The sequence below is a fragment of the Cryobacterium arcticum genome (assembly GCF_001679725.1).
Taxonomy (GTDB): domain Bacteria; phylum Actinomycetota; class Actinomycetes; order Actinomycetales; family Microbacteriaceae; genus Cryobacterium; species Cryobacterium arcticum_A.
In genome coordinates this window covers 3,630,983-3,655,742 of sequence record NZ_CP016282.1, presented here as the reverse complement: position 1 = coordinate 3,655,742, position 24,760 = coordinate 3,630,983, and the positions used below count along the sequence as shown (strand labels likewise).

23 protein-coding genes are annotated in these 24,760 nt (G+C 68.3%); 15 read left to right on the top strand and 8 right to left on the bottom strand.

Annotation, left to right across the window (positions count from 1 at the left end):
- Positions 1 to 18: 18 nt before the first annotated feature.
- From PA27867_RS16605 to PA27867_RS16590, 4 genes are all read right to left on the bottom strand, one after another.
- The gene (locus PA27867_RS16605; RefSeq protein WP_066598188.1) at positions 19 to 1,011 is read right to left on the bottom strand and encodes a putative F420-0 ABC transporter substrate-binding protein; all 993 of its coding nucleotides are present in this window, start codon (positions 1,009 to 1,011) and stop codon (positions 19 to 21) included.
- Between the two features lie 490 nt (positions 1,012 to 1,501).
- Entirely contained in the window at positions 1,502 to 2,812 is a 1,311-nt protein-coding gene (locus PA27867_RS16600) for an FAD-binding oxidoreductase (RefSeq protein ID WP_066598187.1), read from the bottom strand.
- Positions 2,813 to 3,009: 197 nt separating this feature from the next.
- A complete protein-coding gene (locus PA27867_RS16595) occupies positions 3,010 to 3,486 on the bottom strand; it encodes a DUF2231 domain-containing protein (protein ID WP_066598186.1) in 477 nt (158 codons plus the stop codon).
- A 242-nt stretch (positions 3,487 to 3,728) separates the two neighbouring features.
- Positions 3,729 to 5,066 carry a PLP-dependent aminotransferase family protein gene (locus tag PA27867_RS16590; protein WP_066598185.1) on the bottom strand — a complete coding sequence of 446 codons (1,338 nt, stop codon included), beginning with the start codon at positions 5,064 to 5,066 and terminating at the stop codon, positions 3,729 to 3,731.
- A 237-nt stretch (positions 5,067 to 5,303) separates the two neighbouring features.
- On the opposite strand from PA27867_RS16590, the gene PA27867_RS16585 reads away from it, so the two are divergent.
- The 9 genes from PA27867_RS16585 to PA27867_RS16540 all read left to right on the top strand — a co-directional run bounded on the left by PA27867_RS16585 (position 5,304) and on the right by PA27867_RS16540 (position 16,135).
- Entirely contained in the window at positions 5,304 to 6,182 is an 879-nt protein-coding gene (locus PA27867_RS16585) for a nitrilase-related carbon-nitrogen hydrolase (RefSeq protein WP_157109270.1), read from the top strand.
- A 312-nt stretch (positions 6,183 to 6,494) separates the two neighbouring features.
- Positions 6,495 to 7,931 carry a dihydropyrimidinase gene (gene hydA, locus PA27867_RS16580; RefSeq protein ID WP_157109374.1) on the top strand — a complete coding sequence of 479 codons (1,437 nt, stop codon included), beginning with the start codon at positions 6,495 to 6,497 and terminating at the stop codon, positions 7,929 to 7,931.
- Between the two features lie 8 nt (positions 7,932 to 7,939).
- Positions 7,940 to 8,956: a TIGR03842 family LLM class F420-dependent oxidoreductase gene (locus PA27867_RS16575; RefSeq protein WP_066598183.1), complete on the top strand. Its 1,017-nt coding sequence runs from the start codon at positions 7,940 to 7,942 to the stop codon at positions 8,954 to 8,956.
- Positions 8,953 to 9,897: an ABC transporter permease gene (locus tag PA27867_RS16570; protein WP_084021253.1), complete on the top strand. Its 945-nt coding sequence runs from the start codon at positions 8,953 to 8,955 to the stop codon at positions 9,895 to 9,897. Before PA27867_RS16575 ends, PA27867_RS16570 begins: the two co-directional genes overlap by 4 nt.
- Complete coding sequence (locus PA27867_RS16565) at positions 9,894 to 10,721, top strand: ABC transporter ATP-binding protein (RefSeq protein WP_066598182.1); 828 nt, start codon at positions 9,894 to 9,896, stop codon at positions 10,719 to 10,721. Before PA27867_RS16570 ends, PA27867_RS16565 begins: the two co-directional genes overlap by 4 nt.
- Entirely contained in the window at positions 10,718 to 11,548 is an 831-nt protein-coding gene (locus tag PA27867_RS16560) for an ABC transporter permease (protein WP_066598181.1), read from the top strand. The genes PA27867_RS16565 and PA27867_RS16560 overlap by 4 nt, the downstream gene beginning before the upstream one ends.
- Before the next feature lie 181 nt (positions 11,549 to 11,729).
- Positions 11,730 to 12,881, top strand: coding sequence for an ABC transporter substrate-binding protein (locus PA27867_RS16555; protein ID WP_066598180.1), 1,152 nt, complete (start codon positions 11,730 to 11,732; stop codon positions 12,879 to 12,881).
- A gap of 94 nt (positions 12,882 to 12,975) precedes the next feature.
- Positions 12,976 to 14,319 (top strand): aspartate aminotransferase family protein, encoded by a 1,344-nt coding sequence (locus tag PA27867_RS16550; RefSeq protein ID WP_066600198.1) that lies wholly within the window; start codon positions 12,976 to 12,978, stop codon positions 14,317 to 14,319.
- A gap of 316 nt (positions 14,320 to 14,635) precedes the next feature.
- Positions 14,636 to 16,135, top strand: coding sequence for a CoA-acylating methylmalonate-semialdehyde dehydrogenase (locus tag PA27867_RS16540; RefSeq protein ID WP_066598178.1), 1,500 nt, complete (start codon positions 14,636 to 14,638; stop codon positions 16,133 to 16,135).
- A 131-nt stretch (positions 16,136 to 16,266) separates the two neighbouring features.
- Here the strand turns inward: PA27867_RS16540 and PA27867_RS16535 are convergent, their stop codons facing one another.
- Entirely contained in the window at positions 16,267 to 16,521 is a 255-nt protein-coding gene (locus PA27867_RS16535; protein WP_066598177.1) for a zinc-ribbon domain-containing protein, read from the bottom strand.
- 94 nt (positions 16,522 to 16,615) lie between these two features.
- Positions 16,616 to 16,894, bottom strand: coding sequence for a GlsB/YeaQ/YmgE family stress response membrane protein (locus PA27867_RS16530; protein WP_066598176.1), 279 nt, complete (start codon positions 16,892 to 16,894; stop codon positions 16,616 to 16,618).
- Positions 16,895 to 17,039: 145 nt separating this feature from the next.
- Between PA27867_RS16530 and PA27867_RS16525 the strand changes: the two genes are divergently transcribed.
- The 4 genes from PA27867_RS16525 to PA27867_RS16510 all read left to right on the top strand — a co-directional run bounded on the left by PA27867_RS16525 (position 17,040) and on the right by PA27867_RS16510 (position 20,640).
- Complete coding sequence (locus tag PA27867_RS16525; protein ID WP_066598175.1) at positions 17,040 to 17,702, top strand: LuxR C-terminal-related transcriptional regulator; 663 nt, start codon at positions 17,040 to 17,042, stop codon at positions 17,700 to 17,702.
- Positions 17,703 to 17,805: 103 nt separating this feature from the next.
- A complete protein-coding gene (locus PA27867_RS16520; RefSeq protein ID WP_066598174.1) occupies positions 17,806 to 18,222 on the top strand; it encodes a hypothetical protein in 417 nt (138 codons plus the stop codon).
- A 60-nt stretch (positions 18,223 to 18,282) separates the two neighbouring features.
- Positions 18,283 to 19,899 (top strand): xylulokinase, encoded by a 1,617-nt coding sequence (locus PA27867_RS16515; protein WP_066598173.1) that lies wholly within the window; start codon positions 18,283 to 18,285, stop codon positions 19,897 to 19,899.
- 36 nt (positions 19,900 to 19,935) lie between these two features.
- A complete protein-coding gene (locus tag PA27867_RS16510; protein ID WP_066598172.1) occupies positions 19,936 to 20,640 on the top strand; it encodes an alpha/beta hydrolase in 705 nt (234 codons plus the stop codon).
- Between the two features lie 12 nt (positions 20,641 to 20,652).
- On the opposite strand, the gene PA27867_RS16505 is transcribed toward PA27867_RS16510, so the two are convergent.
- Complete coding sequence (locus PA27867_RS16505) at positions 20,653 to 21,522, bottom strand: helix-turn-helix transcriptional regulator (RefSeq protein ID WP_066598171.1); 870 nt, start codon at positions 21,520 to 21,522, stop codon at positions 20,653 to 20,655.
- A gap of 132 nt (positions 21,523 to 21,654) precedes the next feature.
- Between PA27867_RS16505 and PA27867_RS16500 the strand changes: the two genes are divergently transcribed.
- Positions 21,655 to 22,851, top strand: a complete 1,197-nt coding sequence (locus PA27867_RS16500) for an MFS transporter (protein WP_066598170.1) — start codon at positions 21,655 to 21,657, stop codon at positions 22,849 to 22,851.
- Positions 22,852 to 22,908: 57 nt separating this feature from the next.
- On the opposite strand, the gene PA27867_RS16495 is transcribed toward PA27867_RS16500, so the two are convergent.
- On the bottom strand, positions 22,909 to 23,844 hold the full coding sequence (locus tag PA27867_RS16495; RefSeq protein ID WP_066598169.1) for an AraC family transcriptional regulator: 936 nt from the start codon (positions 23,842 to 23,844) through the stop codon (positions 22,909 to 22,911).
- Between the two features lie 116 nt (positions 23,845 to 23,960).
- Between PA27867_RS16495 and PA27867_RS16490 the strand changes: the two genes are divergently transcribed.
- Positions 23,961 to 24,698: an SDR family NAD(P)-dependent oxidoreductase gene (locus PA27867_RS16490; protein ID WP_066598168.1), complete on the top strand. Its 738-nt coding sequence runs from the start codon at positions 23,961 to 23,963 to the stop codon at positions 24,696 to 24,698.
- Positions 24,699 to 24,760 lie beyond the last annotated feature (62 nt).

Genomic DNA, 24,760 nt, shown 5'->3' with positions numbered 1-24,760 from the left:
CGATGCGTTCGGCGCGGTCTACTGTGCGTCGAGCGCGGCGAGCTGGTCGATGATGGACCCGGCCGCCTCCACGTTGCGGATGCCTGCCTCGCCGGCCGCGAACGGCACGGTGATGTAGCGGTGGTTCACCACGGCGTCGAGTCCGGCGGTGGCCGGGTTGCCCTCGAGCAGAGCGATCTTGGAGTCAGCGGTGTTCCAGGTGGCGTCCACGAGCACGATCACGCTCGGGTTCGCCGCCACGACGGACTCCCAGCCGGCCGAGGTCCAGGTGTCGTGCACGTCGGCGAAGATGTTGGTGAGGCCCGCGGCGTCCATGATCATCTGCGGAGCGCCGATGCCGGCGCCGACATACGGAGTGTCGGTGCCGCTCGAGTACCAGAGCGCCGTGGTCTCCCCGGTGGCGGGCTTGAGCGCGGCCAGCGCGGCCTCCTGGTCGGAGACGAGCGTCGCGGCGGCATCCGGAACCCCGAAGAGCGTGCCGGCCTCGTCGATCTCGCCGAACACGGTGTCGAAGGTGAGCGGGTCGGGCATCGCGTCGCCCTTGCAGGCGGCCGGCGACACGTAGCTGCCGATGCCGAGCGCCGCGAGAGCGTCGCGTTCGCCCACGCCCTCGGCCGAGAAGTTGGACTCCCAGCCGCCGTAGACGAAGTCAGGGTTCAGCGTCAGCACGGCTTCCTGGCCGGGAACGAAGTCGCTGATCACATTGAGATCGGCGCCCTCTTCTGCGAGGGATGCCGGCAGCGGGCCGTCGAGGAACGCCGAGCCCACGATGCGGTCGCCGAGGCCCAGGGCCAGCAGCAGTTCGGTGGTGGTGGACTTGATCGTCACGATCCGCTCGGGCGCGGCCGTGAGGGTGAGCGAGGTGTCGCAGTTGTCGAACGACACGGGGTACGCGCCCGGGCCTCCGGGCGAGGCCGTGGCGACAGGCGCGGCACCGGTCGAGCCGGATGCGCAGCCGGCCAGCAGCAGCACGGCCGCGGCAGCGGCAAAAGTGGGGTAGCGAGTCTTCATGAGACCAATCTGAGGCGGGAGCCCGGCATCCGTCGGCGGCGCCGACACAGCGGCGACGGCGTAAGAACCACACCGCAGCGCAGTGGCGAGAGGCTGTGCCTCCAACGGAGGAGCTCGTACAAGGTGGGGGAGAGAACTGGAGGCAATGCCCCGACCTGCCGCCCAAATCCGGGCCAGCGCAACCGGTCAGATCGAACCGGGGGTCATATCCAGCCTAAACCCATCCGCTTTCGGGCGGAGGCGTTCGAGCTGCCGTCCGTCGCCTGGGCGGGGCACCCGCGCAGCGGCGCGTCCCCCGCGCTACTCGGCGTGCGGACGCTGCCCGGCGCGATGCGCGGGTCAGGCGCCGATTCGCCCCGGGCGCGCCACCCGCCCAGCGGCGTCGTGCCAGCGCAGCTGTTTCAGTCACCCCGCCCAGCCACTCTGGCTTCCCACCAGGTCGCCCGCCCCACCGGAGCGCCATGCGCCCCTCGGCCCGTCTTCCAGCGGGCTACGGCACGATGTTGTGGTTGAACGCGAGCACGTTCCCGGGGTCGTAGTGCCGCTTGGCTGCGCGCAAGCGCTCGGCGGTGGCCGGCGGGTACATGCTCGTGATGGTGCCGGAGTTCGGGTACGGGGTGAAATTGCCATAGCTACCCAGCATGGCCTCGGCCACGGCGCCCCACCCGTCCTGGATGCGTTCCTCCGCGTCGGCCGGGGCGTCCGGCGGTAGGAACGCCGCCGCCACCACGAACGCCTCGGCGTCTCGGTACGCCACCGCCGTCGCATCCGCCGGCGTCCGGTTGAAGGCTCCGCGCAGGTACCGCAGCATGAGCGTGGCCGCGCCGAACCCGCTGAGGGTGGCATGAGTGGCGGCGAGTCGCCCGATGAGATCGTCGTCAAGGTCGCTGGCGAAGCCGTTGTGGGTGACCATGCGCATCGGCGCGGGCGCCGGAGTGCCCTGCTCGAGCATCTCCAAGTACGGCTTGGGCGCCACATCCTCGGTGCGCACCCCCGGCAGGTCGAGCAGCGGCTGGATGGCCGTCAACGCCTGCCCGGCATCGTCGCCGCCGAAGCACACCAGGATCTTCGTCACCACCGGCATGCCCGGACCGAACACGGGCATCGCGATCACCGTCGAGTTCAGTTGCTCGGGCGCCTGCCGCATCACATCCCGCCAGTCGTGCAGCGTCTCGGCCAGCAGGGCCGGGTCCACGTCGATCGACCCCGCGATCACTCCGGGCAACGGATGCGCCTGGAACGTGAACCGGGTTACCACCCCGAAGTTGCCGCCACCGCCGCGCAGCGCCCAGAACAGTTCCGGCTCGGCCGTGGCGCTGGCGGTCACGATGTCCCCGCTGAGAAGCACCACCTCGGCCTCGACCAGGCTGTCGATGGCCAGGCCTTGCTGACGTACCAGCCAGCCGATGCCGCCGCCCAGGGTGAGGCCGCCGACCCCCACCGAATAGGTGTCGCCCGAGGAGATCGCCAGCCCGTACGGCTGCAGCTCCAGGGCCACGTCGCCCCAGATCGCGCCGCCGCCGATGCGCACCCGGTTGCCGTCGAGCACCTCCACCTCGCGAATGTCGCGGAGGTCCAGCACCATCCCGCCGTCATTGGTGCTGAACGGGCTGTGCCCGCCGCCGCGCACCGCCAGCGGAAGTCCCTGGGCTCGTGCGTACCGCACCGCGGCCGAGGCAGCCACCGCGGTGGTCGGTCTCGCGATCATCGCCGGGCTGCCGAGGGTGCCGAAGGCGGTCGCGGCCACCGGGTAGTCTGCCGATCCGGGCACGAGGATGGTGCCGGCAAATCCGTCGATCATGGTTCCTCCCAGGCGTCGCGCGTGCGGCGCCGGGCGAGCCCCCGCCTCTGTCCGGCCCGCACTGCTTTCGCCCCAGCATGCCCCCGGTCCAAGGCGCCCGCGACCCGGCCGTGCCCAGCAGCAACATTCAATTGCGGACTTCCGGCCTTCGATACAGAAACGAAGGCTGGAAGTCCGCAATCCAGCGGGCAGCGCGACTACTTCGGCGGCGTGCCCACGCTGTCCGACCACACGGCCGCTGCACCACTGTGCCCGATCCTGACGGCCTGCACGACGGTTCCGGTCGACACGAGGGCTGCGGCGACGATGAGCACGATGGCTACCCACTTCATCGGCTTCCGCGCCGATCGCTCCGACCAGTTCCACCAGAGCAGCACGCCGGCCACCACGACGAGGCCGATCACCCAGGGCAGCAGCCCCTCGGCCAGGTCGGCGTGGGTCTCCACCAGCCCCGACTCCGAGACGCGTTCCTCCAGGGCCTCGCCGGACTCGGTGGAGAGCGGCACGAGCACCAGTGCCGCCAGGGCCAGACCAAGCGGCAGGAAACGGGCCCAGCGGCGAAAGCGCGGCCAAGCCGCGGCGAGCAGGAGCACCAGGGCGGCTGTCGGTACGATCACCTCGGTCGCGTGCACAACGAGGGGGTGAAGCGGCAGACCGAAAAAGGTGTCGAACATGGGTCTCCTAGCTGAACGGATGCGGCTGGACCGATTCACACATCGGCGCCGGTGTGCCTGTAATGCTAGGCATCGGCCGGGTGCCCCGCCACGAAGGACAGGCTCGGCTTATGGGGCTGACTGCCGACACCGCGCGGGTTTCGGGTCGTCACGCGGGCGATTCCGGTACCGGCTGTGCAGGCTGTCTCACGAGCTGTCGACGGGCTCGACCGGCGCACCGTGCATGCTCCCCGCTGAGCCCGTCAGACCGGGAGCACCCCGGCCGCGGCCGCGATCGCCCGGGCCACCGGCAGCACGTCGTCGGGCAGCGCCCCGGCCGTCACCCGGATGAACGACTCCGGCCGCTCCGATGCGAGAAACGGGCTGCCGCCGGCCACCCGGATGCCCGAGGCCGCCAACCGCACGATGGCGTCGCGTTCGTCGGCCACCGGCACCCACGCGTTGATGCCGTCGGCGCGGGTCAGGGGCAGGCCGAACCCGGTGAGGGCATCCGCCAGCGCCTTCTGCCTCGCGAAGTACACGTGCCGGGCCTCGTTGACCTGCGCCATGCTCGCGCCGTCGGTGAGCAGTTCGTGCAGGATGGTCTGCAGCATCCGGCTGGTCCAGCCCGGCCCGAGCATGCGGCGGGCCACGATGCGGTCCACGAGCGCCGCCGGTCCGCCGAGCGCGGCGATGCGCAGGTCGGGCCCGTGCGACTTGGAGTAGCTGCGCACGTGCAGCACCCGCTCGGGCAGCCAACGGCCGAGCGACACATCCGGGGAAGTGCTGATGGCTCCGGAGTGGTCGTCCTCGATCACCACGGTGTGCGCGGCCCGGGGGCTGGCGCCCAGCAGCCGGGCGAGCTCGGCCGCGCGGTCGGCCGACATCGAGGCGCCGGTGGGGTTGTGCGCCCGGGGCTGCAGGATCACGGCGGCCGGCGACAGCGCGAGCGCCGCCTGGAACGCATCCGGCACGATGCCCTCCGCGTCCACGGCCACGGGCAGCCGCTCGATGCCCATCTGGTCGAGCAGGTCGAAGAACGGCGGGAAGCCGGGGTCCTCGACGATGACCCGGTCGCCGAATCTGGCGACCTGCTCGAGGCTGCGGGAGACGGCGTCGAGTGCACCGTCGACCACCGTGATCGCCTCGGCGGGGTAGGGCCACGAGCCCGTGAGCACGGTGAGCAGCTCGGGAATCACCGGGAGCGCCTGGTAGCTGGGCGTCATGGCCCGCTGCGAGACCCGGGAGAGCGCCGGCCCGAGAGCGGGCAAGAGCAGCGGGTCCGGGGTGCCCCGCGAGAGGTCGATCCGGGCGTCGCTCACGTGCCCGGCGAGCGTCTGGGTGCGGGCGGGCAGCCAGTGCCGGGACGGCTCCCGCACGAACGTGCCGCTGCGGCCCCGGGAGACGATCAGGCCCGCCGACGACAGTGCCTGCCAGGCGTGACTCACCGTGGCCGGGCTCACACCGAGGAGTGCGGCGAGGTCGCGCACCGTGGGCAGGCGCTCGCCGGGGGCGAGCCGGCCGGAGCTGATCAAGCGGCCCAGCGCGGCGGCGATACCGGCCGGAGTGGCCTGTTCGATCTCGTCGAGATAGAGCTGCATGATGTCCTTCCTCGCCCGGATGCTTGCCAAAAAGCATGCCCGAACGACAGGATGATTTACGCATGCGTCATATGAAGAAACAGAACAGAAATGTTTACGTCGAATAATAACAAAACCGGACACCGTAATGTGGCTCGATCTCGACAGGCTCTTCCCCGTATGGCTCGCCCATAAAGCGATGTCTTGCTTTCCTGCTGACGAGGTTCCCACCGTGTGAGACCCAGTGGAGGCAAGAGTATGAGCACCGACCCATCCAGACTCGGCACATCCAACATCGTGCGAGCGGCGATCACCCAGACCACGTGGACGGGGGATATCGACTCGATGCTCGACAAGCACGAGAAGTTCGCCCGCGATGCGGCCGCCGACGGCGCCCAGGTCATCTGCTTCCAGGAGCTGTTCTACGGCCCCTACTTCGGTATCACCGAAGACGCCAAGTACTACGACTACGCCGAACCGGCCGACGGCCCCATCGTGCAGCGCTTCGCCAAGCTGGCCAAGGAACTCAACCTGGTCATGGTGCTCCCCATTTATGAGGAGGAGCAGCCCGGCGTGTACTACAACACCGCGGTCGTGGTGGATGCCGATGGCACGATCCTCGGCAAGTACCGCAAGCACCACATCCCCCACCTCGACAAGTTCTGGGAGAAGTTCTACTTCCGCCCCGGCAACCTCGGCTACCCCGTCTTCAACACCGCCGTCGGACCGATCGGCGTGTACATCTGCTACGACCGGCACTTCCCCGAGGGCTGGCGCGAACTGGGCCTCAACGGCGCGCAGATCGTCTTCAACCCCAACGCCACCAAGCCGGGCCTCTCGAACCGGCTCTGGGAGATCGAGCAGCCGGCCGCCGCCGCCGCGAACGGATACTTCGTGGCCGCACCCAACCGGGTGGGCCGGGAGGACAACGAGTACGGCGAGGCCGCTGTGACGTTCTACGGCACGAGCCAGTTCGTCGACCCGCAGGGCAACTACGTGGGCGAGCTCGGCAGCGGCGTCGACGAGGAGGTCGTGATCCGCGACCTCGACCTCGGCATGATCCGCCAGGTGCGCAACAACTGGCAGTTCTACCGGGACCGCCGCCCGGAGTCCTACACCTCGATCCCCAAGCCGTAGCCCGGTCTCGAGGCCGCACCATCCGTCGGTCGAGCCTGTCGAGACCCCGCGACTCGGCCCTCAAGACCCAGCCCCACGGCGGTCGAGCTTGTCGACGTCGTACTGAGCTTGTCGAAGTAGACCCGGTGACCAGGCCCTCGAGACCCAGCCCCACGGTGGTCGAGCTTGTCGAGACCCGGTGACCCGGCCTACGTTCCGAAGACGGCTCACGAGGTCACTTCGACAGGCTCAGTACGGCGCTCGACAAGCTCGACCAGCGAGACGGCACGACCCACAGACGAAGTAGCGACACAGAAGCGAACAGGAGAACCACTGATGAAGACCCTGATCAAGAACGGCACCGTGGTCAATTCCACGGGCACGGCCACAGCGGATGTGCTGATCGACGGCGACATCATCGCCGCGGTGCTCGCCCCCGGCTCCACCCTGCTCGGCTTCGATATCGAGCGGAACGTCGACACCGTGATCGACGCCGCCGGCAAGTATGTGATCCCCGGCGGCATCGACGCGCACACCCACATGCAGATGCCGTTCGGCGGCACCGAGGCCAGCGACACCTTCGAGACCGGCACCCGCGCCGCCGCCTGGGGCGGCACCACGAGCATCGTCGACTTCGTGGTGCAGTACGCCGGCGAGAACGTGCTCGACCAATACGCCGCCTGGCAGGACAAGGCTCGCGGCGAGTGCGCCATCGACTACGGCTTCCACCAGATCCTCTCCGACGTGCAGGACTCCTCCCTCGTCGCGATGGACGAGCTCGTCAACGAGGGCGTCTCCAGCTTCAAGCTCTTCATGGCCTACAAGGGTGTGTTCCTCTCCGACGACGGCCAGATCGTCAAGGCGATGCAGAAGGCATCCAGCAACGGCAGCATGATCATGATGCACGCCGAGAACGGCAGCGTCATCGACCTGCTCGTGCAGCAGGCCATCGCCGCTGGCAACACCACGCCCTACTATCACGGCCTCACCCGCCCCTGGCAGGCCGAGGAGGAAGCCACCCACCGGGCCATCATGCTCGCCAACCTCACCGGGGCGCCGCTCTACGTGGTGCACGTGAGCGCCAAGCAGGCCGTCGAGCAGATCGCCATTGCCCGCGACCGCGGCCAGAACGTGTTCGGCGAGACTTGTCCTCAGTACCTCTACCTTTCTCTGGAAGACCAGCTCGGCGCCCAGAGCGACGAATGGGGCACCTTCGAGGGAGCGAAGTGGGTCTGCTCCACCCCCTTGCGCTCCAAGGCCGAGGGCCACCAGCACCACATGTGGCAGAGCCTGCGCACGAACGACATCCAGATGGTCTCCACCGACCACTGCCCGTTCTGCATGAAGGGCCAGAAGGACATGGGCCTGACCGACTTCTCCAAGATCCCCAACGGCATCGGCTCGGTCGAGCACCGGATGGACCTCTTGTACCAGGGCGTGGTCGACAAGCAGATCTCCCTCGAACGCTGGGTGGAGGTCACCTCCACCACCCCCGCGCGCATGTTCGGCATGTACGGCAAGAAGGGAGTCATCCAGCCCGGTGCCGACGGCGACGTGGTGATCTACGACCCGAACGGGCACACCTCCATCGGAGTGGACAAGACCCACCACATGAACATGGACTACTCCGCCTGGGAAGGCTACGAGATCGACGGCCACGTCGACACCGTGCTCTCCCGCGGCAAGGTCGTCATCGACAACAACCAGTACCTCGGCGCCAAGGGTGATGGCAAGTACATCAAACGCGGCCTCAGCCAGTACCTGATCTAGGGGGCACCATGGACTTCGGCGCAGTACTCCAGACCAACCCGCCCTCGGCGCGCACCGTGCAGCTGGCCGTGTTGGCCGAGAACCACGGCTTCAGCCACGTGTGGACCTTCGACTCGCACCTGCTCTGGCAGGAACCCTATGTGATCTACAGCAAAATCCTCAATGAGACCCGCAAGGTGATCGTGGGTCCCATGGTCACCAACCCGGCCACCCGGGACTGGACGGTCACGGCTTCCACGTACGCCACGCTCAACGAGATGTACGGCAACCGCACCATCTGCGGCATCGGCCGCGGTGACTCCGCGGTGCGGGTCACCAACGGCCGGCCCAGCACGCTGAAGACCCTGCGGGAGTCGATCCACGTCATCCGCGAGCTCGCCAACTCCCGGTCGGTGGAGTACAACGGCGCCACCCTGCAATTCCCCTGGAGCCAGGGCTCGACCCTCGACGTGTGGGTGGCCGCCTACGGTCCGCTCGCGCTCAAGCTCACCGGCGAGGTCGGTGACGGCTTCATCCTGCAGATGGCCGACCTCGACGTGGCCGAGTGGATGATCAAGACCGTGCGCACCGCCGCCACCAATGCGGGCCGCGACCCCGAGGCGATCAAGTTCTGCGTCGCAGCGCCCATGCACATCGGCGACGACTGGCAGCACATGCGCGACCAGAACCGCTGGTTCGGCGGCATGGTGGGCAACCACGTGGCCGACATCGTCGCCAAGTACGGCGAAGGCTCCGCAGTGCCCAAGGCCCTCACCGACTACATCAAGGGCCGCGAGGGCTACGACTACAACGAGCACGGCCGGGCCGGCAACACCCACACCGACTTCGTGCCCGATGAGATCGTCGACAGGTTCTGCCTGCTCGGCCCGGCCGAGGCGCACATCGAGAAGCTCAAGGCCCTCAAGGAGCTCGGCGTCGACCAGTTCGCCGGCTACCTGCAGCACGACAATAAAGAGGAGACGCTGCGGGTCTACGGCGAGACCGTGATCCCCGCCCTCGCCGATCACATCACGGCCAAGGTATGACCCAGACCGGCTCCGTCAGCACCGCCCCGGCGAGGGCGACCACTGCGGCGCGCGGCCGGTCCTGGCTCGGCCAGGGGATGCCGCGGCGCATCCTGGTGGGCGCGCTCGGTGTGCTCGCGCTCGCGCTGCTCTGGGAGCTGTACATCGTCGTCGGGCCCGCCGACGGCGTGATCGTCGGCGGGGTCACCGTGCTGCCGCGGGCCAGCGAGATGGCCATGCCGCACCTCTGGGTGATGCTCGAACGCATCGTCGAGCCCGTCACCGGCAGCTCCAGCGCGGTGCCGATGTGGCAGGCCGTGCTCGAGGCCTCCCTGTTCACCCTCGGCATCGCCGCGGTCGGCTGGCTCGTGGGCGTCACCGTTGGCCTCGCCCTCGCCCTGCTCATGCAGCGCTTCAAGCTCGCCGAATCGGCCATCCTGCCCTGGATCATCCTCAGCCAGACCGTGCCGCTGATCGCCCTCGCCCCGCTCGTGCGCCGCTGGGGCGCGCAGATCGAGTTCGGGGTCTTCAGCTGGGAGAACTGGATGTCGGTGGCGCTGATCGCCTCCTACCTCGCCTTCTTCCCGGTCTCGATCGGCGCCCTCAAGGGCCTCGGCTCACCCGACGCCAACCACGTGGACCTCATGCACTGTTGCGCGGTCGGCTGGTGGAAAACCCTCTGGCGACTCCGACTGCCGGCCAGCGTGGGCTACCTGCTGCCCGCCCTCCGCCTCGCGGCGGCCAGCGCCGTGATCGGCAGCGTCGTCGCCGAGGTGTCCATCGGCCTGCGCGGCGGCATCGGCCGGCTCATCGTCGAATACGCCGGCGCCGCCGGCAGCGACCCGGGCAAGCCCTGGGCCCCCATCTTCGGGTCGGTGCTGGTGGGCCTCGTGGCCGCCGGTTTCGTCGGCCTGATCTCACTGTTCCTACGTCGATTCCGCAGGGGAGAGGTGGCCGCATGACCACGGCAGCACTACCGGTACAGCACGCGGTGGAGGTGAACGCGGTCAGCCGCGTCTTCGCCGGCCGCAAGGGCGCATCCGTCACGGCCCTGGATGCGGTGAGCCTCACCGTCGCCCCCGGCGAATTCGTGTCGTTGATCGGGCCCTCCGGCTGCGGCAAGAGCACCCTGCTGCGGCTCATCGCCGACCTCGACACCCCCACCGACGGCTCGATCGAGGTGTTCGGCAAGAGCGCCAGGCAGGCCCGCATCGACCAGGACTACGGCATCGCGTTCCAGCAGGCGGGCCTCTTGCCCTGGCGTACGGTGACCGGCAACATCGAACTGCCCCTCGAACTGCACGGCACCGGCAAGGCCGCACGCCGCGACCGCGCCGCCGAGCTGATCGAGCTCGTGGGCCTGAGCGACTTCGCCGGGCACTACCCCGACCAGCTCTCCGGCGGCATGCAGCAACGGGTGGCGATCGCCCGGTCGCTGGCCGAGAGCCCGAGCCTGCTGCTGATGGACGAACCGTTCGGCGCCCTCGACGAGATGACCCGGGAGCGCATGCAGAACGAGCTCGTGCGCATCTGCGCCGAGACCAGCGCCGCCGTGGTCTTCGTCACCCACTCCATTCCGGAGGCGGTGTTCCTCTCCAACCGGGTGGTGGTGATGTCGCCTAGGCCTGGCCGCATCCGCGACGTGCTCAGCGTCAACCTCGGCCGGATGAGCGACCGCGGCGAGAACCTGCGCGAAGACGAGGACTTCTTCCACTCGGTCAGCCAGGTGCGCGAGCTCCTGCATGGCGCCACCCCCACCGGGGCGCGCGGGGTCGAGACACGATGAGCGCCGGGGCGAGCACGAGCGTGACGGCTCCGGCGGTCGCCGGGCCGGCGCGCCAGGGACCCTCGCGCTCCGGCTTGGCCCGCACCGTGCTGCCGCCGGTTCTCCTCGGCCTCGTCGCGATCCTGCTCTGGCAGGGTGCCGTCACAGTTCTGGCGATCAAGCCGTTCATCCTGCCGGGTCCGTTCGCGATCGGCGAGCAGTTCACCGCCAACCTGCAGAACGTACTGAATGGCATGGTCGTCACGGGCCGCAACGCCCTGATCGGCCTGGTACTCGGCGCGATCGTCGGCGTGCTGCTGGCCATCCTCTCGGCCCTCGTGCGGGTGTTCGACGAGATGGCCGCGCCCGTCGTGGCGGCGTTCGCGGTGGTGCCCATCGTGGCGCTGGCGCCCGTGCTCTACACGATGTTCGGCGCCAACGCCGAGACCGCCCGGCAGCTCGTGGCCGCCCTGGCAGTGTTCGTTCCGGTGTACTTCAACACCCTCAAGGGCCTGCGCATGGTGCGCCCGGTGCACCGCGACCTGATGCGCTCCTACGCCGCCTCGAGCTGGCAGGCCACCAAGACCGTCACCCTGCCCACCGCCGTGCCGTTCGTGTTCACGGGCCTTCGCATAGCGTCATCGCTCGCCGTGATCTCCGCCCTCATCGCCGAGTACTTCGGCGGCCCGGTCGGCGGCCTCGGCAAGTCGATCACCTCAGCCGCCTCCAGCTCCAACTACGGGCTGGCCTGGGCGTACGTGCTCGGCTCCATCATCCTCGGCCTCCTCTTCTACTGCGCGGCGCTCGGCCTCGAGAAACTGGTCAGCCGCCGCGCCCCCACCGCCTGAGCCCCACCCAGGCCCACAATCGTCCGACGCACCAGGTCGGTCACCCCGCAACACCCACCGCAGCACCCAACCCGCAGTACCCACACAGCAGAACCGGCAGCACCCGCACCATCCGTTACCCGCCTTGCAGCATGACCCCCCCGCAGCAGCACCCCGCAGCAGTACTACTCAGGAGGAACCCATGAAACACAGCACACGATGGCTCACGACGGCCGGCGCCGTCGCCGCGGCCAGCGCACTCGTCCTCTCCGGATGCAGCGCCACCAACGACACCGCCTCGACCGATGACTCCGCAGGTGGCGGGCTGACCCCCGTCACCCTGCAGTTGCAGTGGGTGGCCCAAGCCCAGTTCGCCGGCTACTACGCCGCCGTCGACCAGGGCTACTACGAAGACGAAGGCCTCGACGTCACCATCGAGGAGGGCGGCGCCGACATCGTGCCGCAGGACGTGCTCGCCGCCGGCGACGTGGACTACGCCATCTCCTGGGTGCCCAAGGTGCTCGGCTCGATCGAGCAGGGCGCCAACATCACCGACGTCGCGCAGATCTTCGAACGCAGCGCCACCACCCAGATCTCCTTCAAGGACAAGAACATCACCAGCCCGGCCGATCTCAAGGGCAAGAACGTCGGCAGCTGGGGCTACGGCAACGAGTGGGAACTCTTCGCCGGCATGCAGAAGGACGGCGTCGAGGTGGGCGACATCAGCCTCGTGCAGCAGGCCTTCGACATGAACGCGTTCCTGGCCGGCGACATCGACGCGGCCCAGGCCATGACGTACAACGAATACGCGCAGGTGCTGGAAACCATCAACCCCGACACCGGTGAGCTGTACCAGCCCGAGGACCTCAACGTCATCGACTGGAACAAGGAAGGCACCGCGATGCTCCAGGACGCCATCTGGGCCAACACCGACAAGCTCGCCGACGACGAGGCCTACGCCGACCAGACGGTGAAGTTCATCAAGGCCTCCATCAAGGGCTGGATCTACGCCGCCCAGAACCCGGAAGAGGCCGCGACCATCGTGGCCGACGCCGGTTCCGCCCTCCCCGCCGGACACCAGCTCTGGATGACCAACGAGGTCAGCAAGCTGATCTTCCCGTCCACCAACGGCGTCGGCCTGATCGACGAGGCCGCCTGGGCCAACACGGTCGACATCGCGATGAACACGAAGAACGAAACCGGTGCCACCATCATCACCACAGACCCGCCCGAAAGCGCCTACTCCAACGAGTACGTGCAGAAGGCCCTGGATGAACTCACCGCGGAGGGAGTCGACGTCATGGGCGCCGACTGGACTCCGACCGACGTCACCCTGAAGGAGGGCGGCGAGTAGAACAACCCCGACCGGGCGGCGGCACACCCGCCGCCCGGTCACCACCGCCCCGCCTGCGCGGGGCAGAAGCGAAGGAACAAGCATCGTGACCGACATCGACAGCACCACCGACACCGGCACATCCACCGACACCGAGCTCGGACTCAACGACCTCACCACCCGGCTCGACAAGGCCCACGTCTTCCACTCCTGGTCGGCTCAGGGGGCACTGAAGCCCCTCGTGATCGCCGGCGGTCTCGGCTGCCGGGTCTGGGACCACGAGGGTCGCACCTACCTCGACTTCTCCAGTCAGCTGGTCAACGTCAACATCGGCCACCAGCATCCCGCCGTGATCAAGGGCATCATCGAGCAAGCGCAACTGCTCACGACCATCGCCCCGTCCACGGCCAACCTGGCCCGTGGCGAGGCCGCCAAACGCATCGTCGACCGGGCACCCGACGGCTTCAACAAGGTCTTCTTCACCAATGGCGGTGCGGATGCCAACGAGAACGCCATCCGGATGGCCCGCCTGCACACCGGCCGTGACACCGTGCTCTCCACCTACCGCTCGTACCACGGCAACACCGGCGCGGCCATCGTCGCCACCGGTGACTGGCGGCGCATCCCCAACGAGTTCGCCCGCGGCCACGTGCACTTCTTCGGCCCCTATCTCTACCGCAGCGAGTTCTGGGCCCGCACCCCCGAGCGCGAGTGCGAGCGGGCTCTGCAGCACCTCGAACGGGTCATCCAGAGCGAGGGCGCCACGTCGATCGCGGCCGTGCTGCTCGAGTCCATCCCCGGCACCGCCGGGGTGCTCATGCCGCCGCCCGGCTACCTCACCGGAGTGCGGGCGCTGTGCGACAAGTACGGCATTCTGTTGATCCTCGACGAGGTCATGGTTGGTTTCGGCCGTACCGGACGCTGGTTCGCCTTCGAGGGCTCCGGCGTGGTGCCCGACCTGATCACCTTCGCCAAGGGCGTCAACTCCGGCTACGTGCCGGTGGGCGGCGTCATCATCTCGGACGCCATCGCCGCCGACTTCGACACGACGGTGTTCCCCGGCGGACTCACCTACAGCGGGCATCCGCTGGCGATGGCCTCGATCGTGGCGGCGCTGGATGCCATGGAGGACGAGGGCATCGTGGAGAACGCCGCCCGGATCGGCGCCGATGTGCTCGGCCCCGGCCTCACGGCATTGGCGGAGAAACACCCGATCATCGGGGAGGTGCGCGGCGAGGGCGTCTTCTGGGCGATCGAGCTCGTGGCCGACCGGGAGACCCGGGCGCCTGTGGCTCCCGCCGTGATGGCCCGCATCAAGACCGAGCTGCTGGCCCGCAACCTGCTGCCCTTCGTGCAGGACAACCGCATCCACGTGGTGCCGCCCTGCGTGGTCACCGACGACGAGGTCGCCGAGGCCCTGGCCATCTACGACGAGGTCCTCTGCCTCGACCTCCTGTGATCAGGTCTCGACAAGCTCGACCGACGGGATGGTGGCGACCGTCCGCTGGTCGAGCTTGTCGAGACCCCCGCGACCCGACCTCGAGAACGCACCCATGCGCTGGTCGAGCTTGTCGAGACCCCCGCGACCCGACCTCGCGAACGCACCCATGCGCTGGTCGAGCTTGCCGAGACCCCCGCGACCCGACCTCGAGAACGCACCCATGCGCTGGTCGAGCTTGTCGAGACCCCGCGACCCGACCTCGCGAACGTAGACACGGTCGCCAGATCTCGACAAGCTCGATCAACGGCTCTCACCCCCAACAGAATCGGATGACATGAACGACCTTCCCGTCCTCACCCACTGGATCGACGGTGTCCCCGGCACCGGAACCTCCACCCGCACCGCCCCCGTCTACAACCCGGCCACCGGCGCAGTGCAGCGCCTGGTGTCCCTGGCTTCCGCCGTCGACGTCGACACCGTTGTCGCCTCGGCCCAGGCCGCCTACCCCGCGTGGCGAGACGCCTCCATCGCCAAACGCCAGGGCGTCATGTTCACCTTCCGCGAGCTGCTCAACGCCCGCAAGGGCGAGCTCGCCGACATCCTCACCAACGAACACGGCAAGGTCACCTCCGACGCCCTCGGCGAGATCGCCCGTGGCCTCGAGGTCGTCGAGTTTGCGCTGGGCCTGCCGCACCTGGCCAAGGGCGAGTTCTCCGAGAACGTGTCCACCGGCGTCGACGTCTACACCCTCCGCCAGCCCCTGGGCGTGGTGGGCATCATCAGCCCGTTCAACTTCCCCGCGATGGTGCCGCTCTGGTTCTTCCCCATCGCCATCGCCGCGGGCAATTGTGTCGTGCTCAAGCCCAGCGAGAAGGACCCGTCCGCCGCCAATTGGCTCGCCGCCCTGCTCACCGAGGCCGGCCTGCCCGACGGGGTCTTCAACGTCGTGCACGGCGACAAGGAGGCCGTCGACGCCCTGCTGGTGAACCCTGACGTGCAGGCCATCTCCTTCGTCGGCTCCACCCCGATCGCCAAGTACATCTATGAGACCGCCGCCCACCACGGCAAGCGGGTGCAGGCCCTCGGCGGCGCCAAGAACCACATGTTGGTGCTGCCGGATGCCGACCTCGACCTAGCTGCGGATGCCGCGGTCAACGCGGGCTTCGGTTCGGCGGGGGAGCGCTGCATGGCCATCAGCGTGATCGTGGCCGTGGAGCCGGTCGCGGACGAGCTGATCGCCAAGATCGCCGAGCGCGTGAAGGGACTCAAGGTCGGCGACGGCATGCGCGGCTGCGACATGGGCCCGCTCATCACCGAGGCGCACCGCGACAAGGTCGCCGGTTACATCGACATCGCCCACGCGGACGGCGCGGAGGTCGTGATCGACGGTCGCGGCATCGAGGTCGACGGCGACGCATCCGGCTTCTGGCTCGGCCCCACCCTGTTCGACAAGGTGAGCGTGGACTCGGCCGTCTACCAGGATGAGATCTTCGGCCCGGTGCTGAGCGTGCTGAGGGTGGCCAGCTACACCGACGGCGTGGCGGTCATCAACGCCAGCAAGTACGGCAACGGCACCGCGATCTTCACCAACGACGGTGGGGCCGCCCGCAGGTTCCAACACGAGGTGCAGGTGGGCATGGTCGGCATCAACGTGCCGATCCCGGTGCCAGTGGCGTACCACTCGTTCGGCGGCTGGAAGGACTCCCTGTTCGGCGACGCCAAGGCCTACGGCCCGGCCGGCATCAACTTCTACACCCGGGAGAAGGCCGTCACGGCCCGCTGGCTGGACCCCAGCCACGGCGGCATCAACCTGGGCTTCCCTCAGAACACCTGACGCCGCTCGCAGCGTGCGTTAGTGCTCGCAGCGTGCGTCAGTGCTCTAAGCGGAGGGAAATGCTCGTAGCGTGCGAAAAAGTGCTCATTTTCGCACGCTGCGAGCATTTTTGCGTGCCGCGAGGCGCAGCGCTAGCCTGCGCTACGCGCTCGCGCCCAGTCCAGGGAGTGCCGCACCTGGGCGGTCGTTAGACCGGTGTGGCCGCCGCAGTTGGCGCAGACATTCACGTGGCTCGACGAGATCGGGAACAGCGGGACGAAGAAGAGCGTGACCTTCGTCGATCGCTTCACAACGTGCTGCTCGGCCATGGTGTTGCAGTAGGCGCACACGAATGAGACGACGTTGACCACGGCCTCTGAGGTCCGGGTACCGAAGAGCAGGAACATCGTTGAATTCTTTCAGGTCTCAGTGCGCGAACGAGAGCGGATGACGCCGGATCGGCCCCGGTGGCCGGCCAGGTGGCGGCCACCGAGAGGCCGGCTAGCCCCGGGCGGTGCTGCGGCCGCTGACGCGGATGTAGATCAGGAGCACGATGATCGCGCCGATGATGGATCCGATGATCCCGGCGGGCTGGAAGAACCCGTCCATCGGGTCGTGCTGGAAGATCAGGAAACCGAGGAATCCGCCGACGAAGGACCCGACGATGCCGAGCACGATGGTCATCGGGATGCTGATGTTCTGCCGACCGGGCACGACGAGGCGGGCGACGGCGCCGGCGATGATGCCGACGACGATGAGGCTGATGATGAGACCAAGCATTGTGGTCTCCTTCCTGTTTGGGAGAACTGAGCGTTCGATGTGACCAGCGGTTACTGGGCGATGAACAGCCAAACACCCGGAAGGAGGCCGCGGTACACCCCTAGGGGTGTAGCCGTTCGGCCGGCCGACGCAGTAGCGTCCTACTATGTCTTCGACCCAGCCCCTGACCGTCTCGCTGGTCGACGACTACGACATCGTGCTGAAGGGCCTGGCGCACATGTTCGACCACTACCGGGATCGTGTGCTGGTCGCCGAGATCGACGCGAACACAGGTCTGTCCGACCGAACCGACATCGTCATGTATGACTCGTTCGCGCAACCCGAGTCCGATCTCTCAGAGCTCGCCGAGCTCGTGCGGAACCCCCGCGCCGGTCGTGTCGTCATGTACACGTGGAACTTCCAGCCCGCACTCATCGCGGATGCGTTGGAGCGGGGCGTCAGCGGCTACCTGTCGAAGACACTTCCCGCCCGCGATCTCGTGGCGGCGCTTGAGTCAGTGCATGCCGGCGAGATCGTCGTGAGTGATCCGCCGAAGCGGGCGGGCAGCGCCCCCGGCCTGGACTGGCCCGGCCGGCGCGAGGGCATCACGGACCGCGAGTCCGAGATTCTGGCCCTGATCACCCAGGGCAAGAGCAACGCCGAAGTGGCGGCGCTCACCTACCTCAGTCCCAACACCGTCAAGTCCTACATCCGCAGCGTTTACGGCAAGATCGGGGCCGAGAGTCGCACCCAGGCCGTGCTCTGGGGTGTCAATCACGGATTCACCCCCGATCACCACCGGATCGACAGCTGGCTCGGCGGGCCCTGAGCCGGATCCGCGCGCGAGCGGAGCAGGATCCGAGAAGCGCGCTGCCCGGGTTGCTCCTACAGTGGTGGCCAGAGACTCATCCGGGACCAGTAAGGAACAGACCATGAGCACAACGTTCAGCAAAGAGGAGAAGGCCGCGATGCGCGCGGCGGCGGCCGAAGCCAAGGCTGCAAAACTGGGCGCCGACCTGGAGGCCGCGTGCCTCACGGCGATCGAGGAGATGTCGGGCACCGACAAGGAACTGGCCCAGATTCTGCACCGGCTAGTGAAGGAGAACACCGACCTGGGCGCCAAGACCTGGTACGGGATGCCTGCCTACGCCAACGCGGAGGGAAAGGTCGTGGTGTTCTTCCAGAGCGCCGCCAAGTTCAAGGTCCGCTATGCCACCATCGGTTTCCAGCCGGACGCCACTCTCGACGACGGTGACTTCTGGCCGACGTCGTTCGCGGTCGTCAAGCTCACCGCCGCCGACCAAAAACGACTGGTCGAATTGCTGCAGAAGGCCGTCAGTCCGGCGTAGCCCCATTCGGGGTCTCCAGAGGCGAGAATACGGCCGCTCAGATACCGCCATAATCGAGGTATGACGAGCAATGATGCACATGAGTCCGCCCGCAACTCCATCCTCAGCGGACGAACGTCGCTGGGAATCGAGCTGGGGTCGACCCGCATTAAGGCCTGCCTGATCGGCGAGGACCTGTCCGAGGTCCTTGCCGTCGGCAGCCACGAGTGGGAGAACAAGTTCGTCGACCGGGTCTGGACCTACTCCCTCGAAGACGTCTGGTCGGGCATCCAGGCCGCACACGCCGCGCTCATCGCCGACATCGATGAGAAGTTCGGCATCCGGCCCGAGGGTTACGGCGCGATCGGCGTCTCGGCGATGATGCACGGCTACCTCGCGTTCGACGCCGCCGGCGACCAGCTGGTGCCGTTCCGCACTTGGCGCAACACCACCACCGGCCCCGCTGCGGCCGAGCTGACCGAACTGTTCGGCGTGAACATCCCGCTGCGCTGGTCGATCGCCCACCTGCACCAGGCCGTCGTCGACCACGAGCCCCACGTGGCCCAGCTCGACTTCATCACGACCCTCGCCGGCTACGTGCACTGGCGCCTCACCGGCCGCAAGGTCCTCGGCGTCGGCGACGCGTCGGGCATGTTCCCCATCGACTCCGCCACCGGCGACTACGACGCCGAACTCCTCGCCCGCTACGGCGGTCTAGTCGCCGAGTCCGCGCCCGAGCTCAACCTGGCCGCGCTGCTGCCGACGGTGCTCGTGGCCGGCAAGCCGGCCGGCGAGCTCACGGCCGCGGGAGCAGCCCTCCTCGACCCCACGGGTGCGCTGCGCCCCGGCGCCGTACTCTGCCCGCCGGAGGGCGACGCCGGCACCGGCATGGTGGCCACCTGCTCAGTGGCCCCGCGCACCGGCAACGTCAGCGCCGGCACCAGCATCTTCGCGATGGTCGTGCTCGAGCGCCCGCTCACCCAGGTGCACCATGAACTCGACCTCGTCACCACCCCGGCCGGCGATCTCGTCGCCATGGTGCACTGCAACAACGGTGCGAGCGAGCTCGCTGCCTGGGCCGGCATGTTCGGCCGCTTTGCCGCGGCCGGAGGCAACCCCGTCGACAACGACGCGGTGTTCGACACCCTGTTCCGCGAGGCGCTGCTGGGCGACGCGGATGCGGGCGGGCTGCTGGCCTACAACCACCTGGCCGGTGAGCCCATCGCCGGCCTCACCGAGGGGCGGCCGCTCTTCGTGCGCACCCCCGACAGCCGGCTCACCCTGGCCAACTTCATGCGCGCCCAGCTCTACGGCGTGTTCGGCACGCTCGCCCTCGGCATGCGGGTGCTCGCCCAGGAGGGCGTCCAGCTCGACGCGATGTTCGCACACGGCGGGCTGTTCCGCACGGCCGGTGTCGCGCAGCGTTTCCTCGCCGGCTCCCTGGATGCCCCGGTCTCCGTCGCCGAGACGGCGTCGGAGGGCGGAGCCTGGGGCATCGCGGTCCTGGCGTCGTACACGGCCGCCGTGGCATCCGGTGTCGACCTCGGCCTCGACGGTTACCTGCGTGAGCGGGTCTTCGCCGGGCAGGAATTCGCCACCGTCGCCCCCGACCCGGCCGACGTCGCCGGCTTCACCAGCTACCTCGACCGGTACGCCGCGGGCCTCGCCGTCGAACGGGCGGCTGTCGACACGCTCTGACCCCACCTCTGCGCCACCCAACTGGAAGGAACAGACATGGAACTGATCTTCGTCCACGGCGCTCTAGTGAGCGACGGGCAGTGGTGGTGGCAGCAGAGCGCCGACCTGCTGCGGGAACGCACCGGCATCCGCAGCCGCGCGCTGGCGCTGCCGTCGTGCGGCGAGACCACGCCGGAGCAGGTCGCGGGTGGCTTGATCGCCGATGCTGCCGCGTTGCGTCGTGAATTGGACGATGTGGACGAGGCGATCGTGGTGGGACACTCCTACGGGGGCACCGTCATCGCCGAGGCCGGCCGGCATCCGGCTGTCGCGCACCTGCTCTACGTGTCCTCCTATCTCCCCGAGGTCGGTCAGTCCCAGGGCGCGATCCTGAGCGGCGAGAGCGACCCGGTGTCGATCGGAGCCCACGACGACGGAACCCTGAGCCTGACGGGTTACGACGTGAGCTCCTTCGGCGCCCGGTTCCTGCAGGATGCGGATGCCGAAATCCAGCAGCAGGCATGGCAGCGGCTGACGGCGCAGGCCGTCGGTGCGTTCATGACGCCGACCACCGTTGCAGGCTGGGAGGGGATCGACTCGACCTACCTCGTCTGCGGACAGGACCGCAGCACCTCGGTCGAGTTGCAGCGCTTCCATGCGGCTCGCGCCACCCGCTCCGTCGAGATCCCGACGGGCCACCATCCGTTCATCACCCGCCCAGATCTGGTCGTCGACCAGGTGGAGGCGCTCCTGCGGCCCTGACTGCTGCCGGTTCTACGACTCGACGACGGCGCTGCTGGCGGCCCAGCTGGCCAGAAGCTGCAGTCGTTCGGCGCTGGGGGAGCCGGGCTCGGCGGTGTAGATCAGCATGCCGAGTCCGGGGTCCGCGGTGATCGCGAGTTCTTCGTAGGCGAGGGTGAGCTCGCCGACGACGGGATGGTTGAAGCGTTTGGTGCCGGCACCGTGGGTGCGCACATCGTGTGCGCCCCACAGCTGCCGGAAGGTATCGCTGCGAGTGGACAGCTCGCCGACAAGGTCCTGCAGTCCCTTGTCGTTGGGGTCGCGTCCGGCCCGGGTGCGCATGATCGCAACACACATCCCGGCGAAGCGGTCCCAGTCTGGGTAGAAGTCGCGGGAGGCCGGGTCCAGGAACTGGAACCGGGCGAGGTTCGGAACGCGTCCGCCGTCGCCGATGACGGGGGAGTAGAACGCGCGGCCGAGTTCGTTGGTCGCCAGGATGTTCTGGTGCTGGTCCAGGACCACCGCGATGGCCCCGGTGAGGGTGTCGAGCGCCCACTGCAGGCTCGGCCGGGTCACGGCGCTCTTGGCCGTGCGGCGGCGCGGGCGTCCGGAGAGGGGGATGCCGTCGGCCGCGCGGGCCAGGTCGAACAGGTGGGTCCGTTCGGTGTCGTCGAGCTGCAGCGCGCGGGCGATGGCGTCAAGCACCGACGAGGATGCGCCGGCGATGGCGCCGCGCTCGAGCTTGGCGTAGTACTCGACGCTGACACCGGCCAGCGTGGCCACCTCGCTGCGGCGGAGTCCAGCCACGCGCCGGTTGGGGCCGGAGCTGAGCCCGACCAGCTCGGGGGTGAGCTTCGCGCGCCGTGACATCAGGAACTCGCGCACCTCGGGTTGATTGTCCATGCCATCGACGTTACGTCCCTTCCGGGCCGAGTGGGGTGCTCTCTCGGTACACCCTTCGACAGTGACTCCCTCCCCACGGGCCGGGCGCCTTGACTGGAGCAGTACCCCAGCCCCCACCGCCCAAGGAGCACCGTGATCAGCACCATCCCTGCCGTCGGACCGGCCGGCCGCCAGACCGTGCAGCGGCTCCCACTCGTCACCCTCATCGGCCTCGCGACGATCGGGTTCGTGCTCGTGGCCATGGAGACGATGCCGGCCGGACTGCTGCCCGTCATCGCGGCCGGCCTGAACACCAGCGAGGGGGCCGTCGGGCTCCTCGTCAGCGCCTACGCCCTGGGCACCGTGATCGTCACCATCCCCGCGATCAGCCTGACCCGACGGATGCGCCGGAAGCCCCTGCTTCTCAGCGCGCTCGCCGGGCTCATCCTCGCCAACAGCGTCACCGCGATGTCCACAGACGTCGGCCTTGCGCTGCTCTCCCGTTTCGTCGCCGGCTCCTTCTCCGGGGTCCTTTGGGGAATGCTCGCCGCCTACGGACTCAAGATCAGCCCGCCCCGCAGGGGTGGTCTGGCGTTGGCGATCGTGTCGACCGGGGCACCCATCGGCTTCGCGTTGGGCACGCCTCTCGGGTCGTGGCTCGGTACGACGTTCGATTGGCGATGGGCCTTCGCCGGCCTCACCATGGTGGCACTCGTCGCCGGCACGCTCCTGGCACTTGTCGCCCCGAACGCCCCCGGCCAGACGGGCCGTACCCGGCTCCCGGTGCTCCGGGTGCTGCGCCTGCCGGGCATCGCCGTCATCCTCGCCGTCATCTTCGCGTGGATGCTCGCCCACAACACCATCTACACGTACATCTCGCCGTACCTGCGCACCACCGGCAGCAGCTTGACCGTCGATGTCCAGCTCCTGTTCTTCGGGATCGCCTCGATCGGGGGCATCGTCCTCACCGGAGCCCTTCTCGACCGCTTCCCGCGGGCGCTGCTGCACGGCAGCCTGATGCTGTTCGTGACCGCGGCAGTCATCCTTCTCGTCTTCCACACGTCGACCCCGGCCATCATCGGCGCCACCATCGTGTGGGGCGCCACCTTCGGCGGCGCGTCCGCGCAGCTTCAGTCCTTCCTGACCCGGGCCGGCGGCGACGAGTCGGATGTCGCGAACTCGTTCCTGCCCGTCGCGTTCAACGTGGCGATCTTCGTCGCCGGGATCCTCGGCGCGGGTCTCCTGACCGTGCTGGACGGTCTGGTCCTGCCGATCGTGATGATCGTCTTCGGGGCGGCAGCGCTCCTGCTGACGTTTTACGGTCGGCGCACCGCCTTCGCTACGGAATGAGCCTCTGGTCGCGCAGGCTCTGGAAGATCCGCAGGAACATCCCCTCGGACTCGACGCTCAGGCCTTCCGTTGTGCCGAGGCCGCGCTCATCCGGGTGCGGTACGCCAGCGGAGCCTCGCCGACATGCCGCTTGAAAGCTGTGCTGAAGGCGCTCTCCGAGGAGTAGCCGAGCTCGCGCGCGAGTGCGCCCACGCGGGTGTCTCCCGAGCGGAGCTCTCGTTGGGCCAGGAGCATCCGCCAGCTGATGAGATACGCCAGGGGTGGGGTGCCGGCCGCGGCCCGGAAGCGCTCTGCGAACGTGGTGCGCGACATCGATGACGCGCGGGCGAGGTCCTCAAGACCCCAACTCCGCGCCGGTTGCTCATGGATCATGTCCAGGGCAGGCCGGAGCCGTTCATCGGTGAGTACCTTCAGCCACCCCGCGGGCATGTCGGCGTTTTGCATGAAGCCGCGCACGACATCGAGGACCAGCAGCTGTCCGTACTGGCGGATGGCGAAATCGGCGCCGACCCTGCCGGCCACGATTTCCGAGAAGAGGCGCTGCACGTGGCCGCGCAGGTGCGCACCCACCGCGCTGGTCGCCCCGACGTGGGCGACGGCAGGGAGTGCGCGCAGCAGCAGATCCTTGCCCGTGGGGTTCAGCTCGACCCGGCCCCCGATGAGGATATCGACGTCGTCTGCGGCGGCGTCGGCATCGCTGATGGTCGAGCCCGCGGATGGTGGCAGTACTGTGACGGGTTCGCCTTCTCTGTCGCCTCCCTCCAGGGTGAGCCACGAGCGGCCGTTCAGGATCGCGACATCCCCGGCGACGAGCTCTGCCCTGTCGGCGCCGTTGGTGGTCAATGATGCGCTGCCGCGGACCACCGCGATGAATTTCAGGTCATCGCTGATGGAGCTGTGCGTCCGCCAGCGCCCGCGCACCGCTGAGCCGCCGGAGACCACGCTTCGTACCTCGATGAGGTCCAGAACCTCGGACAGTCGATCCGTTGCCATGTCCGTACTATACGACACAAAAAAAGTACGGAACATGATTCAAAATCCGGACTTCTGCTTGCATGCTGGTGTGACAGCACCGCCGTGACCACTCACGGCTCGAAAAAGGAGTTCCCATGAACAACCCCATGATCGTTCTGGTCACCGGTGGCAACAAAGGCATCGGTCGCGAAATCACCGCCCAACTGGCCGCGCTCGGCCACACCGTGGTGATCGGCGCCCGCAGCCTGGACCGCGGAGAAGCGACCGCAGCACAACTGCGGTTGACCGGAGGAGACGTCACGGCCGTGGCCCTCGACGTCACGGACCCGGCAACAGTCGCGGCCGCGGCGGCGACGATCCGCGGAAAGTTCGGTCGCCTGGACGCTCTGGTCAACAACGCCGGAATCAGCCACCAGCCCGGGGCCGACTTCGCCGGGCAGGTGCCGCGCTTCGCCGACGTGAACCACGTCCGCTCGGTATTCGAGACCAACGTCTTCGGGGTCATCACCGTCACGAGCGCCTTCCTGCCCTTGCTGCGGCTCTCGACGACTCCCCGAATCGTCAATGTGTCCAGCAGCGCAGGCTCATTGGCATCGATCTCCGACTTCGCCAACACCGATCCCATCGCGCTGGGCTACGTCCCGTCCAAGACCGCGCTGACCGCGGTGACCATGATGTACGCCAGGGACCTGGTCAGTGAGGGGATCCTGGTCAACGCCGTCTGCCCCGGCTTCGTTGCCACCGACCTGAACAACCATCGCGGTATCCGAACCCCCGCAGAGGGTGCCGCTTCGGCGGTGCGAATGGCCACGATCGAGGCAGGCGGCCCCACCGGGACCTTCACCGACGATCAGGGGCCGGTTGCCTGGTAGGCCAGCCGTGTCGTGCACGGGAGTGGTCGCTGAGGGCCGCGCGACCCAGCGACGCTTCTGGC

Bases quoted from the DNA above. Each gene is read 5' to 3' on its own strand.
- PA27867_RS16590 (WP_066598185.1), bottom strand. From the start codon at position 5,066: ATGCAGCTCTATCTCGACGAGATCGAACAGGCCACTCCGGCCGGTATC.
- PA27867_RS16605 (WP_066598188.1), bottom strand. From the start codon at position 1,011: ATGAAGACTCGCTACCCCACTTTTGCCGCTGCCGCGGCCGTGCTGCTG.
- PA27867_RS16515 (WP_066598173.1), top strand. From the start codon at position 18,283: ATGACGAGCAATGATGCACATGAGTCCGCCCGCAACTCCATCCTCAGC.
- PA27867_RS16520 (WP_066598174.1), top strand. From the start codon at position 17,806: ATGAGCACAACGTTCAGCAAAGAGGAGAAGGCCGCGATGCGCGCGGCG.
- PA27867_RS16560 (WP_066598181.1), top strand. From the start codon at position 10,718: ATGAGCGCCGGGGCGAGCACGAGCGTGACGGCTCCGGCGGTCGCCGGG.
- PA27867_RS16540 (WP_066598178.1), top strand. From the start codon at position 14,636: ATGAACGACCTTCCCGTCCTCACCCACTGGATCGACGGTGTCCCCGGC.
- PA27867_RS16490 (WP_066598168.1), top strand. From the start codon at position 23,961: ATGAACAACCCCATGATCGTTCTGGTCACCGGTGGCAACAAAGGCATC.
- PA27867_RS16525 (WP_066598175.1), top strand. From the start codon at position 17,040: ATGTCTTCGACCCAGCCCCTGACCGTCTCGCTGGTCGACGACTACGAC.
- PA27867_RS16585 (WP_157109270.1), top strand. From the start codon at position 5,304: ATGAGCACCGACCCATCCAGACTCGGCACATCCAACATCGTGCGAGCG.
- PA27867_RS16575 (WP_066598183.1), top strand. From the start codon at position 7,940: ATGGACTTCGGCGCAGTACTCCAGACCAACCCGCCCTCGGCGCGCACC.
- PA27867_RS16600 (WP_066598187.1), bottom strand. From the start codon at position 2,812: ATGATCGACGGATTTGCCGGCACCATCCTCGTGCCCGGATCGGCAGAC.
- PA27867_RS16595 (WP_066598186.1), bottom strand. From the start codon at position 3,486: ATGTTCGACACCTTTTTCGGTCTGCCGCTTCACCCCCTCGTTGTGCAC.
- PA27867_RS16510 (WP_066598172.1), top strand. From the start codon at position 19,936: ATGGAACTGATCTTCGTCCACGGCGCTCTAGTGAGCGACGGGCAGTGG.
- PA27867_RS16565 (WP_066598182.1), top strand. From the start codon at position 9,894: ATGACCACGGCAGCACTACCGGTACAGCACGCGGTGGAGGTGAACGCG.
- PA27867_RS16530 (WP_066598176.1), bottom strand. From the start codon at position 16,894: ATGCTTGGTCTCATCATCAGCCTCATCGTCGTCGGCATCATCGCCGGC.
- PA27867_RS16555 (WP_066598180.1), top strand. From the start codon at position 11,730: ATGAAACACAGCACACGATGGCTCACGACGGCCGGCGCCGTCGCCGCG.
- PA27867_RS16570 (WP_084021253.1), top strand. From the start codon at position 8,953: ATGACCCAGACCGGCTCCGTCAGCACCGCCCCGGCGAGGGCGACCACT.
- PA27867_RS16505 (WP_066598171.1), bottom strand. From the start codon at position 21,522: ATGGACAATCAACCCGAGGTGCGCGAGTTCCTGATGTCACGGCGCGCG.
- PA27867_RS16535 (WP_066598177.1), bottom strand. From the start codon at position 16,521: ATGTTCCTGCTCTTCGGTACCCGGACCTCAGAGGCCGTGGTCAACGTC.
- PA27867_RS16495 (WP_066598169.1), bottom strand. From the start codon at position 23,844: ATGGCAACGGATCGACTGTCCGAGGTTCTGGACCTCATCGAGGTACGA.